Origin of the sequence: Citrobacter sp. R-1.5.2 (genome assembly GCF_035064245.1) — a bacterium.
Lineage (GTDB): Bacteria > Pseudomonadota > Gammaproteobacteria > Enterobacterales > Enterobacteriaceae > Citrobacter.
On sequence record NZ_JASEYC010000001.1, the window covers coordinates 228,234 to 241,021 of the forward strand.

Annotated in this window: 12 protein-coding genes; all 12 read right to left on the reverse strand. The window is 52.9% G+C overall.

Features of this window, described 5'->3' with window-relative positions; translation table 11 throughout:
- Positions 1-115 precede the first annotated feature (115 nt).
- A complete protein-coding gene (gene mobC / locus QMN38_RS01025; RefSeq protein ID WP_128143450.1) occupies positions 116-862 on the reverse strand; it encodes a MobC family replication-relaxation protein in 747 nt (248 codons plus the stop codon).
- A gap of 9 nt (positions 863-871) precedes the next feature.
- A complete protein-coding gene (locus QMN38_RS01030) occupies positions 872-2,731 on the reverse strand; it encodes a type IV secretory system conjugative DNA transfer family protein (RefSeq protein ID WP_323604279.1) in 1,860 nt (619 codons plus the stop codon).
- A gap of 699 nt (positions 2,732-3,430) precedes the next feature.
- Positions 3,431-3,733 carry a TrbM/KikA/MpfK family conjugal transfer protein gene (locus tag QMN38_RS01035; RefSeq protein ID WP_323604280.1) on the reverse strand — a complete coding sequence of 101 codons (303 nt, stop codon included), beginning with the start codon at positions 3,731-3,733 and terminating at the stop codon, positions 3,431-3,433.
- A 60-nt stretch (positions 3,734-3,793) separates the two neighbouring features.
- A complete protein-coding gene (gene virB11, locus QMN38_RS01040) occupies positions 3,794-4,813 on the reverse strand; it encodes a P-type DNA transfer ATPase VirB11 (protein WP_323604281.1) in 1,020 nt (339 codons plus the stop codon).
- Positions 4,803-6,110, reverse strand: a complete 1,308-nt coding sequence (gene virB10, locus QMN38_RS01045) for a VirB10/TraB/TrbI family type IV secretion system protein (protein WP_323604282.1) — start codon at positions 6,108-6,110, stop codon at positions 4,803-4,805. The genes virB11 and virB10 overlap by 11 nt, the downstream gene beginning before the upstream one ends.
- The gene (gene virB9, locus QMN38_RS01050; RefSeq protein WP_323604283.1) at positions 6,107-6,997 is read right to left on the reverse strand and encodes a P-type conjugative transfer protein VirB9; all 891 of its coding nucleotides are present in this window, start codon (positions 6,995-6,997) and stop codon (positions 6,107-6,109) included. Before virB9 ends, virB10 begins: the two co-directional genes overlap by 4 nt.
- Positions 6,994-7,677, reverse strand: coding sequence for a VirB8 family type IV secretion system protein (locus QMN38_RS01055; RefSeq protein WP_323604284.1), 684 nt, complete (start codon positions 7,675-7,677; stop codon positions 6,994-6,996). Before QMN38_RS01055 ends, virB9 begins: the two co-directional genes overlap by 4 nt.
- Positions 7,670-7,810 (reverse strand): hypothetical protein, encoded by a 141-nt coding sequence (locus QMN38_RS01060; protein ID WP_323604285.1) that lies wholly within the window; start codon positions 7,808-7,810, stop codon positions 7,670-7,672. Before QMN38_RS01060 ends, QMN38_RS01055 begins: the two co-directional genes overlap by 8 nt.
- A gap of 89 nt (positions 7,811-7,899) precedes the next feature.
- Positions 7,900-8,931 carry a TrbL/VirB6 family protein gene (locus tag QMN38_RS01065; protein ID WP_323604286.1) on the reverse strand — a complete coding sequence of 344 codons (1,032 nt, stop codon included), beginning with the start codon at positions 8,929-8,931 and terminating at the stop codon, positions 7,900-7,902.
- Positions 8,932-9,002: 71 nt separating this feature from the next.
- Positions 9,003-9,278 (reverse strand): EexN family lipoprotein, encoded by a 276-nt coding sequence (locus QMN38_RS01070; RefSeq protein ID WP_323604287.1) that lies wholly within the window; start codon positions 9,276-9,278, stop codon positions 9,003-9,005.
- Positions 9,279-9,289: 11 nt separating this feature from the next.
- A complete protein-coding gene (locus QMN38_RS01075; protein WP_323604288.1) occupies positions 9,290-10,018 on the reverse strand; it encodes a TrbJ/VirB5 family protein in 729 nt (242 codons plus the stop codon).
- A gap of 22 nt (positions 10,019-10,040) precedes the next feature.
- On the reverse strand, positions 10,041-12,788 hold the full coding sequence (locus tag QMN38_RS01080; RefSeq protein ID WP_323604289.1) for a VirB4 family type IV secretion/conjugal transfer ATPase: 2,748 nt from the start codon (positions 12,786-12,788) through the stop codon (positions 10,041-10,043).

Sequence of the window (12,788 nt, forward strand, 5' to 3'; positions counted from 1 at the left end):
AGTACTGGCTAGCCTCAGCAAGAATGCCCCTCAAACGATAAGGTTGCTTTCTTCATTGATTGTAATGACCGCTCCGATCAGACCCAGTTGTTTAGATGACTATAACTTATGCAGCTTAGGCATAGTGCTTCAAATCCAATTTTTGAAGTTCGGCAAGAGTATAGATGTGGAAAACATGGCGATGACGCTCTTTCAGCAGAATATGCTGATGATTGATGATGACATGCCTGATGCTGTCAAACAGTAGTTCAAGCGCACGCTTCTTCTGTAGATCGGGCACAACATAAAATACGTAAATCCACTGCTTGCGGGTACGGGCCAGCAGGTGGCTTGCCATGATCGACTGATAACGGGCCCGGGTTTTCAGGCGGCGCTCGGTTTCAATGGCAATAACGTTACCGTCAGGCAGAGTCAGTAACCCGTCCGGGCGATGTTTCACCTGATACTGGCTGAGAAAGCTGGCACGGTCGCCGTTAATCCATCCCGATGCGCCTTTCTTCTCCAGAATAAGCCTGGCGGCCTGATTATCAAGATGATGCTCCAGCGTCCAGCCGGTAATTCTGGACGGTTCAAACCTCGCGGGAAAGATTTTATCATTCGGGGTTAGCACCACGGCCAGCCCGTCGCTGGTGATCCCCCATAATGAAATCTTCAGTGTTCGTGATTCAAGCACATGCTTCTGTATTAACCCCATTCGCTCTGTTTTTGCCAGCAGCGAATAAAGCGACTTATGATCCCGGAAACTAAATAACTGCATCAGCGTTTTAAAATCACTGTAGGTTTCTTCTTTCAGGAAGTTCAGCAGTTGTTTTATTTTTTCGTTGTTACGCGTCTGGCGTTCGTGAAAGGACGAAATCAGCATAACCGCTCCTTAAAAATCCAGCGGGGACAGGTGTTCTTCATCATCATGTTTCGGCTTTACTGGTTTTACTTCGCTTTCACCGAAGAAAAGATCCGGGTGCGATGTCGTCACCTCCGGTGCGGAAGGTTTATCATCGTCGCTAAAATCAAGCATGATCTTCACCGGGACTGCCGTTGCGGCAATATCAGGGGAAACCGAAAAGATTTTTAGCTGACGCTTTCTGACCTTTATCGGCGAAATCAGTGAGGCAGAAGGTAGCGTTTTTGTCGTAAAGATAAAGCTGACAAAATCGGGCAGGTTCAGGATCATATTGCTGTCAATAAAGAAACGTTCGGCCTGGCGGATTGTGCGCTCACTGTCGATGGTTTCTGTCAGCATATTATCCGTCTTAGCCTTGCGGAGTTCGTCATCCACCAGAATCGTGCCTGACATTCTTGCCACCCATTCCGCCGTATCCGGATCCATAACCCGGTAAACCAGTTTGAATTTGGCATTTTCAACGACCGCACCGACAACGGCGTCACCTTTCAAATCTGCCGGGCAGTCTTTTAAATCGGCGATGGACTGGTGGTCCATAATAATGTGTACGCCTTTATCCCGCGCCGCGCCTAAACCTTCCAGCGCTGGCCTGGATAAATGGTATTTCAGTTCGGAAAGATAAACAGCAATGGGGCGGGGTACGTCTGTTACACGGTCGCGCCTTTCTGCTAACTGGTAAAGGCGAACCAGCAGCATGCGCTGGGCGGTAATAATTTTGCTGTTTCGCATGGAGCCGACTACATAACAGCAGCCGCCCTCATCAAATATGTGCTTAAGCGAAAAGCCTTCTGGTGAGTTAATGGCATTGAGTAATGCCAGTTCCTCAATCTTCCCAAAGAACGCTTTGATTTTTTCGGCAATACCCTGAACGTAATCACCGTTATAAATATCACGGAGAGTTGCCGATGGGTTATCACTGACAAATTGCGCGGCCATACGGGCGGCTTTTCGGTCATCAATACGATAGAAGTCCGATTCCTGCCCTTTTTCTGCCAGGCTGAAACCGGCAACGAACAATTCTTCCAGTTCATCTGGCGTAATATCTTCAATCAGGTTTAGCTGGTATTGCTGTTTTCGCAGGTCAATTAAGGCAAAGGGTTTTCCTGCATCCTCGCAGGCTTTCCGGTAAAGGTGTGGTGCCCATTCATCGTCTTTGGGGTCCACAACAAAAACGCCTTCACCGGCAATAATACTTTGATATAGCAATATCCCGGCAGCTACCCCTTTACCGGCTCCGGTGGTGCCAATAATATCCGCGTGCTGTTTCTGCCAGTCTTTTAACGGGAGATACATTGGTTCGTTCTCCCTGTCCATGCCAGTAAAAATGCCTTTATTCAGATCGATATAATCCAGCGGATCATAATGCAGTGTTTCGGGCAGCAGGGACTTTACGGTGCGGACATCGGTGCGCAATTCCCGTTCAAGGGTGGTTTTTTTAACAAGGCGTTTCTTTATTTTGTCCAGTTCCGGCGTGAATACCCGGCGAAGCATAATATGAAAAATAATCCCGGTTACAGTGAAAGCAATCCGTACTGACCACGCCAGTGCTGAATTATCACTGGTGAGTCTGGTCTTATACAGCCACTGAAAAAAGCCGATAACGACCGGGGCCAGTGTGCCAGAGAGGAAACACACCATGGAAAAAGCCATAATCAGCTTTTTCCAGAGCGGAGCTTTCTGCCGTTCATCGCTTTTCATTGATGCAAAAAACGGCATCGTCAGCCCCGCTAATAGCGCCAGTATTAGTTGCTGCTGTTGCACAAAAGCGAGCAGCGCCAGCATCCCGTTCACTATCGGTGACAGTGAAGCGGCAAGCTTATTTAAAATCATGATGCCTCCTTCGTCAGCTATTCGCCCCATGACATCGCCCCATCAATTCGCCCCACGGTGTCGGGCGAAAAGACGGGGCGAACGTAAGGGACGAAGAAGGTGACCGCTGTGCGGCCATGTGCCGGAAAGCATGCTTCCCTGCACGACACGGCGTGCGCCAGTACATGCGGGCTGGACGCCCTTATTGCCTGTTGCATGGGGGTAATGTCGCGGCTGAACGCCGCGTCAAAACCCCCAGGGTCAACGGCGGCACACCGTCGCACGCTACGCGCGACCACCCCCTTTAAGACGGTCGCTTTGGCCTTTTTCTTCCCTTTGCTCGTTCCTCGCAGCGGGAATAAAAGGGAAGCTGACCTTTAAAGAGGGTGGTCGCGCCACGCTACCGGCTTTGGGCCGGAGACTTAGCCGCGACGGTGTGCGGGGCTGTGCCCCCCAGATAAACCGCTGTCGTAGGCGACAGCTTTTCGCTCGCTGGGGCGGCGAAATTTATCCGGCTCCCCCCGGCCTGCAAAATCCGCGTGGGCGCGGTTGTTTGCAGGTGAGGCGCGGTGCCTGAATTATTTTCGCTCCTTAACCCGCGAAAATATTTCTGTCCGCTGCCTCATTTTTACGGCCCCTGTTTCTTCGCTCCTTAATCCGCGAAAAACAGAAGCCGTAAAAACCTGAAAACCGTCATGCCCCATGCCCGGTTTGTCAGTATTACCCCCGGATTCGACCAAATTTAGCGATAATCTGGATGATAGTCGCCGGGTCTGCCGAATCACATTCTCTTAAAAATGATTGTCTGGCATCAGCCGTATGGTCAGGAAGAAAGCCATGTTTATTCTTTTTCACGATATTAAAGAATACACGTTCAGCAGAATGACATTCACTGCCGCCGTCATTTCCGGTTGCTTTACCGTACATACATAACACCACTTCGCAGGCGTCCGCAGCCATTACAGATGTTGAATATGACGCTATAACGCAGAGAAATAATACGGATAGTATTACTATCTTCATTTCAGTCACCGTTATGATTAATGAAAGATTACGTATTTTGGGTAATGTTATTTGCCGGAGTTATTTTCTGAATGTCTCTTTAATGCTATTTAAATGGACTGGCTTAAAGTAAATATCACTCATCCGGCGCACATCGCCGTGTATATCAATACTGACGATGACATCAATGCTTTTAAGTACCTTGCGTAACAGCACATCAAAAGGAATGTTCCGGCAGTCCGGGTTTTCATAGCAGCGGTCAATGATCCCTTCAATACATTCTTCCGGGCTGCCCGCATGCATGGAGGTAATTAATCCTTCATGTCCTGATCCGATAATTTTCAGCGCATCCCACGCCTCCCGCCCACGAATTTCCGCCAGTAATATCCGGTCAGGGTTCATACGATAATTAGCCCGGATCAGTCTGCCGGGCGTGACAATGGCGTTATCTCCAGCATCCGCCGGATAAAAAAGATGAACATAATTGCCGTGGTGATAAAGACGAATTTCGGGAGTATCCTCAATCGTTACCAGCCGGAGATGCAACGGAATATAATGCAGCAGCGTTTTCATATAGGTGGTTTTGCCGGAGCCGGTTTCACCCACGATAAAAATCGTTTTGCCGTATTCCACCGCCTTTTCCATAAAGCGGGGAATATCTCCGCTATGATATATCCGGATCAGTGCATTATTCTGGCTTTCAGTTTTTTTCTGACCAGCCACGCGCTGATAAAATCCCGCATCAATCCATGACTGATGTGTTTTCTGCTCAAACGAGGGTTTGCGTAACGTAATGGACACCGTATTACGCTCGCAGGCCGGGGGAATAATCGCCTGAATACGTTCGCCGGATCCTAATGTTGCAGAAAGAATAGGTGATGTATCGTCGATATTATCGTCATGCCAGGACGCCAGCGCTCTGGCAAAAGCACGACACTGACGCAACGTGATGGGGGATGCCTGTTTTTGCCATTTTCCCCGAATTTTTGTATGCAGCTCACCCGGTCGGTTAACAGCAATTTCTGTCAGGCCATCCTGAGCAAGAAAATCACCAAACAGCCGGTTTTTCATAAAATCCAGTGACAGGTTTTCAGCGCTCATACCATTTCTTTTTCAGCCGTAGTTGATAAACAGAGGAAAAATCAATATCCGTGCCGGTCATGATGCCGATCACATCGCCCTGGTTCAGGTACATTGTGGGCGGGATACTGATGCTGTTTTCCAGCGTCGTTTTCGCCATTTCCGCCGTGGCGGCGCGGGTGTTTTCGGTATAGTCGGTATTGCGGTCTTTACCCGGCGCGGCATCTGATGCCGCTGCCGCCACGTCCTGCACGGTACTCAGCATCAGGGCGTTGCCGAAACGCTCCCAGAAATGGCTGTCGATCCAGCCCGCGATCCCCGCCTCACCGAGTGGGCCGGTGGCCTGCGTATCGGTGAGCGGGATTTGCAGGCTGCCGGGCTCCGGCGTGCGCAGCTCCGTCCACAGCACAAACATCCGGCTGCGCCCGTGTTGCAGTGCGCCAGTGCGGTAGACACCACGAGCGACCGTTCCTGCCGGGATCAGCTTCACATGGTTACTGGCGCTCCAGACATTCTCACCGATCAGGCAGGAGATATGACCGCCAACATCGGATACGAAGCGCCGCATCATCGAACACGGAATATAGCGATCCACCGGGATATAGAGATCAGGATTAAGGCCAAGCGGCCTGACACCGGTGATGCGGGCAACGCCCGGATTATCGTTGTTATTGCTGCCTGTCGGTGCTGTCGTATCCGGACAGCGCAGGCGTCCATCTTCGCCACTGACCAGTACCGACTGACAGGACGTGTACGCCGTGGAGGCTGACGGGCTGCCCGACGTTTCCGCGTTGCTGCGCGATCCGCTTCGGGGCGTGCGTATATCGTCGCCTGACCCTGTACTGCTGCTGTTCAGCCCGCCTGCCAGTGCTGCCGCCTTGTTCAGGGCGGTCGGCCCAAGCGGCAGAGCTGGAGTGGCCGGGGCGCTCTGACTGGCAGGGCCTGCGCTTTCCTGCTTCCCTGGGCCGAACAGGCCAAACGGGTTACTGTCCATGCCCAGATTCTTACGCTCCTGCTGCACCGCCCCGGAGGAAGGCGGCGGCGCGGTGTCAGATTCTTTCTCATCACCCCTTTTCAGGGCGCTGAGAAGACGATCGCCACCGGATGCCAGCGCGATGACCAGGACCAGACTCAGCAGGCTGACGATCAGTGTGCGGCGACCAGAAGCTTTACGGAAACGGGTCACTTCCGGCTGACCCGGCGGTGTTTTCTGCTCCGGCTCCTGATATGCCATTGCCGCTCGGGCGCGTTCGCGGGCTTCTGCTTCCCGTTCTGCGGTGGTTTTTTCCGGTTCGTCCGGGAAAGATTTGTCGGTCATTTTGCCTCCAGCGTAACGGACGGCGAAACGGTGTCACTGTTGGTCAGCGGGATACGCCCGAATCCGTCGTTTTCGATCCCCACCACTGAGGTACCGTAGCGCAGTACCAGCTGCGGCGATGCCGGAACCACCATCACGGTGTAGTTGCCCTGTTTACCCGTCCGGGGCGTGGCTGCCTGCTCTTGGCCGTTCACCACCCGGAAAACGGAAGGCAGGGTTTTCGAGGGAGAAAAACCGATATACGCAAAACGACCGTCATCCCAGGTAAAGTCCGGGGCGATGGCGGCGGAACCGGCGGCCACCCGTTTTGTATAGCGCCAGTTGCGCGGCGTGGTGGTCTGCCCGAATGCCGCCGCTATCCGCTGCCGGTCCAGTGCTTCCTGCTGATGTTGCTGACGGGCGGCGCTGGCGGCGGCAGACTTTTTCCGCAGTTCGTCGGGATAGCGGTAGCGGATAACAAAGGCCTGGGCGGGAGAATCGTTATCCAGCACGTTCAGCTCCAGGCTGTAATCGCGCTTTGATGTCACCACGAACAGGTTGGTTTTCCAGTCTTTTGCCGTCGGCAGAAACACCTGGCTGACGTTGTTGCCGCTGGCATCCGTGACCGGCTGGGTAATCGGGTTCGGGCTGACACCCACCCGGTTGTCGCTTTTCGTCACGGTCCAGCCTCTGGGAAAACCCGCCTGCGCATCGATAACGGCTTCATCATCGTCAAACACCAGCATGGTGACATAGCCGGGGCGGGTACTGACGACGGTGGTGTTCTGGCTGTTGTACGTGACGTTCTGCATCCGGCTGTCATACGCGCTGCCGCGCGGTGTCGCCGCGCTCCATGCCACGCATGACGCCAGTAAACCCGTGAGGAGCAGAATGTGTTTCAGCATCATTCCCCCCTCAGCTCTTTGTCGCGCTGGTAGCTGGTGACGATAAAGCCCAGCGGGTTCACTTCACGCTGGCTGTCGGTCAGTTGCCGGTGCGGAACGTAACGGTAAGTGAGACGGATATTCCAGACATCCGTTTTCACGGAATTATCAGCAATACGGCGGATAGTGCGCTTGATACGCAGGGTTGCCAGATTATCCGGCCCGGTGCCAGGCGCGTGTACATTGGATATAATGGCGATATCAACAACATATTCCGCCTTGTTAAAAATCACGTCCGGTGCCTGGTCGCCGTTAAACCCGTCCAGATAGTCCCGGTTCACGCTGTCGCTGTTAAATAACTGCACGTCATCATAATCATGCTGAAGGGAGAAATAATTATATCCCTCGCGGAGTCTGACATAGTGTGCTGCCAGTGAATGCGCCAGTGCCTTTTCAGAAGAAATATCCCGCTCCTTCACGCGGGTCATATATTCATAGCGCCCGGTCTGTTTATCCACTGACCATAATTCAGTGTCGGTGGTTTTCAGCGGCAGCAGAATAATAATGGCCGCAATCGCCATTGCAGCCAGAATCAGTCCGGCAACGGCCACCCGCCAGGCGGTTTTTCGGGAACGCTCTTCCTTTTCCAGCAGGATGGATTCAAAAGAGCGGGAGACATTAACAACGTTCTGAATATCAGACATGGTGAGTCAGCTCCCGAATGATGGTGGGGGAATTCACCGGCTCGGGTTCGCCGGATACCTGCGGGAGGTCGCCCTGATGCCGTGCGCAGCCCGTGAGTGCGCACAGCATCAGAAGGAAGATGCTGAATTTCATGGAAGCCCCTTATCGTATGGATGCAGGAATGCCGCACCGGTGGCGCAGGCCACGGCGTGACGGGGAAAGGAAATTAACAGTCGGAAGGATTAACGGTGACGCTGCCGGTTCAGGCGTTTCATGCTTTCGATGGCGGCGGCGCGTTTCTGCCAGGCGCTCACGGTTTTACCCACGCCTGCGCCGGTGAGCCTGCCGGTCGCCGCGGCGACGGCCATGCCGCCTTTCGCAGCCAGGCGGGCACCGCCCTTTACCCCCGGCCCGGCGAGGTCGGCGGATTTGTTCGCCAGTCCGCTCAGGCCTCTCATGGCTGCACCCTGCAGCACCGCCTGTACGGCGGCCCCGCTGAGTGCGCTGGCGAGCTTCGCGGAGAACCAGACCACCACACCTGCCGCTATCCCGGCCAGCAGGCACTGCGCCGCCAGCGTGACCATATTGGTTTCAGCGGATGTTTTTGTTGCAGCATCCAGTATATTATTCAGGTAATTAATGGCGATACGGATGGATAAGGCAGAAAACATGATCGTTAATATTGCCGCGAAAATTGTTTTCAGCCAGTTATCAAACATCGGTTTAAGAAAACCGTACAGCAGGCAGAAAATAAAGAGCGGCGCGGTGATGGTCATTAACAGGATGGTAATTTCAGCGAGCAGGTTGGCAAAGGTTGCAGCCAGTAGCAGGACGATTGCGCCACTCCATACCAGGACTTCAGCAAGGCCGCCATTCAGTTTGACGTAAGTTGAGGTGTCCATATTAAATAACTTTTGCCCCAGCGCCTGTGCCTTTTCCCAGACGGTATCGAGCAGCGCCCAGACGTTATCATCGCCGCTGATACCGTCTTTGAGTCCCTGGATAGCCGCTACCGCCAAATCCAGCCAGCCATCCCGGTTTAACGCAAAGGTGGTGATCAGCAACATTCGCCCCACATCCCAGGCGACATCTTCAACCGGGGTCCGGAGTTTGCCAGCCAGCGTTTGATAACCGCGAAACAGTATAAATAAGGTAAAAGAGCTGACAATGATGACGCTGATCATCGTGCCGTAAGTGGAAGACTGGCCTTCCAGTACGGCATTCAGTCCATCCATGATGTTTTTGTCCATACCAACAAAAATACCACCGGACATGGTGCCTCACCTGATATATAAAGAAAGGAAATAGAAAACAGGGAAGATTCCCTGTTTTGCTGGAGGAGAAATTACTGTGTCACTGCATTTCGTTTTTCAGCTTCCTGCTGAAATATCGCCTCAAATTTCTCCTTAACCCCGGGCTGGCCTTCCTGTGCAAACATAAGTGCTGCCCGGTGGGCAAATTCGCAGTTATCGCTTGCCTCGCCATCCTTCAGGCATTGCGTATAAACCTCATAAGTTTCGTCAGGATGCTGTTTATACCAGGCTTCGGATTTGGTTTCCTTGCAGCCGGAGAGCACGATAACGCCTGAGAGTGTGCATAAGGTGAATAAGGGTCTGAGCACGTATAACCTCCTTATAAATTATTAAGGTCAGCAACAGGTGCCGTTAGCTGCTGCTGTTCAAAGGCTTTCTGTCTTTGCTGTTCCAGCAAAGTCGTTCGCTGTTCAGCCTGTCTGACAGACATCTCCCACTGATTCGTCAGCGCATTTAACTGTACGCTTTTCGCCGCGATGGCGTTAGCCAGATCCTGAGACTCTTTAGAGTCCTGCGCATTCGATATACGGTCAGATAAGTCTGATATATCGCTGAGTGTGCCGTTAATCCTGTTTTCAACGTCAGTGGTATTCTCAATCGCCATTGCCTGATTGAGGATTATCTGTTTGCAACTGTCGGCCAGAGCCTGAGATTTTATTCCTTCCTGTTCCGGGCTGCATACGCTGAACGATTTGTATTTACTGTAAAGGTTTTGCAGTTCAGCAGAAAATGAACTGTTCTGCGTGGTCAGCAGATCATCCAGTGAAATACCGTCCTTACGGAGATTATCAATATCGGTTTTCAGGCTTCGGGCATCACTGAGAAAACCCTGAATATTCCGCACGCCGGTTGCTGTAGCCAGTTGCTTCTTATACGCATCAAGTTCACTTTTATAATGGGTAGCCGTATCCTCCCATTGCTGTAGTTTCTGCATCCACTGGTTAATGGATTCGGTATTCTGCACGGCGTCGAAAACCGGTATTCCGGCGCTGAACGCCTGTGTCGAGACAAATAACGATAACGCCAGAAGGTGATTCTTGGAACGCATTGATATTACCTCCGGTTGGCTTTCAGATTGCCCGGTCAAGAAACGTATCTTTCCATTCATCAGGTCGCATACCGTCCTGATAAATGGCATCGAATATTTTCAGGTTGTCCTCACTGCCGCTGAGAAGCCGGGTGAGCTTACCCAGTCCGGACAGATCCATTTTCGCCATTGCCACAAACGGGCGGGTTTCTCCGGCCTGCAACGGTGTTTTCAGGATGACCATATAATGCTCGCCCGGATCCAGGTTTCTGACCGTCTCATAAACGCTGTTCGGCACTTTCATTTTCTCCACGTAATCTGCATGACTGGCTTTCGGATTGGCGAGGAAAATCTGGGTACCGCACTGCTCAATAATTGCCGGGGCGATGGGGTGTTTGACGATTTCGTCCGGTGACTGTGTTGCCGGAACGAAGATACCGTTCAGCTTGCGGATGACTTTCAGCATATTGAGCGAGAAGCGGGAAAATTCGACATCGGCCAGCCAGCGCCAGAACTCATCCATAAACATCACCAGGCGGCGACCGTCCAGAAGACTGGTCACGCGATACAGCAGGTAAAAGGTCACGGGGCCGCGAATATCGTCATCATCCAGAAATTCGGTGCCGTCGATACCAAAGTTATCGACATCGCTGATGGTGAATGTATCGGTCTCGTTATCAAACACCCAGCCGAACTCGCCCCCCTGCGCCCACTGTTTCAGGCGAATACGCAGCCCGTTGGTGCGGGCATCTGTAGTCGGCGGCTCCGGCAGCACTTCCAGCAGCCGGGTGATCCCGAACCGGCGGTACTCTGGCGGATAGTCCAGCATGATGGTATCCACGGCGGCACTGATCCGCTCCTCATCGCGTGGATCGAGCGGCTTACCGTTGCGGCGGCACAGCATGCGCACCAGCCGTTTGATGAAACTGATGTTCCGGCGGGTTGGCTCCAGCGCAAACGGGTTAAAGCCGGTGGGCTCGCCGGTACGGATGCGGAAGTATCGTCCACCCACCTGGCGGATCGCCATCTCCGCCGCCCGGTCCTTATCGAAATACACCGTAGTCAGCCGTTTGATGGTGGCAGAAGGCGCAAACGACGCCGGGTTACGGTACTTCTGCATCAGTTGTTGCATGACGGTCATCAGCAGGGTTTTACCGGAGCCGGTTTTTCCGATAATCGCCGTATTCCCCGGCGTTTTCTCTCCGGTGTCATCCCTCCCGGCCTGGCTGTCGTGCAGGTTCAGGTAATACCCGCCACCGCCGGGAGATGTGAGGATGGCGATGGCTTCCCCCCACGGATTACCGCTGCGTTTGTGGTGATGGAAGTTATGCAGGCAGGCCATATCGGCAAAATTCTGGCTACTGACGGCCACCAGTCGGGGACGCAGCGTATAGACGCCCGGCAGTTGCGCCAGATACGCGGCGGGCAGTGACAGGGTGGAGAGCGTCGTCATAATACCCAGATCGGCGAAGGGCTGGGCCAGAACGTTAGTGTCCTTCACCACCTGTCCGGCACTGTCTGAGGAGATCAGCAGGGAAAAGTGGAATTTACCGCACGACACATGTCCGGACTGGAGCAGGTCGCGCAGGACAATCAGCTCTTCGCGCTGGGAAATCGCGTCGTCGTCCGTAGAGTTAAGCCGTTTTTCCGCCAGCCGGATATGATTCTGCGCCTCATCCCGTGCCATACAGGAAAAGGATTGCGTCAGAACATACTCGCTTTCAGCGTACAGCAGCGCATCCAGCATACCGGTATGGGTTTCCGGGGAATAATCCTTAATCTCCAGACTGCGAAAGAAGCGGGAACCGCTGACCGTCTGGCATTCACCGGTGTCGGTGGTGAAAAAGACATCTGGCGTACTGAGCGTTTCATAAAATGGTGAGCGCGTTACGGCCACCTTCTGCCACTGACCGGTAAGCAGACGATGGAAGAACGCCAGTTGTGAGGAATACACTCGACCGTTTTCTTCATATATCCCCAGCGGCGTTGCCATATAGCGGGATAATGAGGATCCCAGTGCTTCACGGTATTCCAGCATGATTTTGAGCGCGACATCCAGTGCTACCTGCCGTTCACCGGGTGGTTGCGCTTTCATGGTTTTTTTCTCAATTGCAGAGAACGGCGCGTAGCAGACGGTGAAAAACAGCCGGTGCCGCCAGAACGGTTTTTCTTTTAGCGGCTGGTAATACCGCCGGGTGACGTCATCGGAAAAGGGAATACCCGAACAGGCTTCAAAAGCATCATGGTATTTTTCACGGAGCCGGTGAATATAGAATGTTACCGGCAGACCCTCATACGAACGAATAACGTTATTCAGGTGCGTAGCCATCAGGGTCAGGTGATGTTCGTCTTCACATTCAAAGACTGTGCCGCCCAGCTCCCAGGTAGCAACCAAATCACGGTGACGGTTTCTGATGACGTAAGGGTGAATATGGGAGGAATACGGAATATATTTATCCAGCGTGATACGCTCGTTTAATTTCATTTTCTGAATAAACTCCGAGACATCAACGTTATCGTACTGGTTTGCCAGAAGGGCGTTCGCGCCAAAATGGGTATTGGTGAAAAGTCGTCCACGGGTTTTAAACGCCAGCCAGAGCAGACTGAAATAATGAATGTCCTTTCGGGTTTTATTTTTCATTTCCGCCCAGGCAGGAATGAGCAGAACCGCCAGGTAATAGCTGACATAGACTGCCAGCAGGACGATGGCCCCGCTGACAAGAACGAACGGCACCAGAGGAATACCCATAATGGCGGCAGGCCGCGTAAGTGCTTTATTCAGCGTAGCCAT